1 pseudogene is annotated in these 628 nt (G+C 44.9%); it reads right to left on the bottom strand.

Annotated features, from left to right (window positions below):
• Positions 1-624: pseudogene (locus ABR397_RS23085) on the bottom strand (phage tail protein); the annotation flags it as partial.
• Positions 625-628: the final 4 nt, after the last annotated feature.

The following is a 628-nucleotide window of genomic DNA, read 5'->3' as shown; positions in this document are numbered from 1 at the left end:
CGTCGGTGTTGTAACACGGATCGTCATTGCAGATTCTACGCCCATGACTTCAACCACAGCCCCTGCAAGACAGATATTACCGCAGTCTGTATCGTTGATTATGCGATTGTCAGCATATGACCATGAACCTTTGCACATCCAGTATGGAACATCAAAGGCCCCGTTTTGCTTAAGCCATACGATAAACTCTTTAGTAGTCCATGTGCCACCACCGGTATTGATCGAGCTGCTATAAGCACGACATGCCCCCACATCCTCAGCAGAAGGCTTATTTTTTGTTGTATAGATTTTGGTCCAATCTTCCTCAAACCCATAAGAATCGCGTGCAGAACGATAAGCAATTCCTGAGTTTCTGTTACCAACCCGTAGCTGAAATGCTGGACAACTCCCGATACCATCACTGAAATGAGCAATAAGCATACTATAATCAGGATAACTTAAATTATATATTCCTGTGCTGGCATTCCACGGAACACCATTTGTGTAAGAATAATCCCCACTATTACCTAATTTAAACGCCCCCACATCCCCGGCACTCAAACTGATATCCCCGACCAGAGATTTTCCGTTAATTCTCCTGCCACTTGGCACCGCATTATTCGCCTTTTGCACCGTTTCCACCAAACCA

The organism is Photorhabdus viridis, from assembly GCF_040256935.1.
GTDB lineage: Bacteria > Pseudomonadota > Gammaproteobacteria > Enterobacterales > Enterobacteriaceae > Photorhabdus > Photorhabdus viridis.
This window is presented reverse-complemented; position numbering and strand designations above follow the sequence as displayed.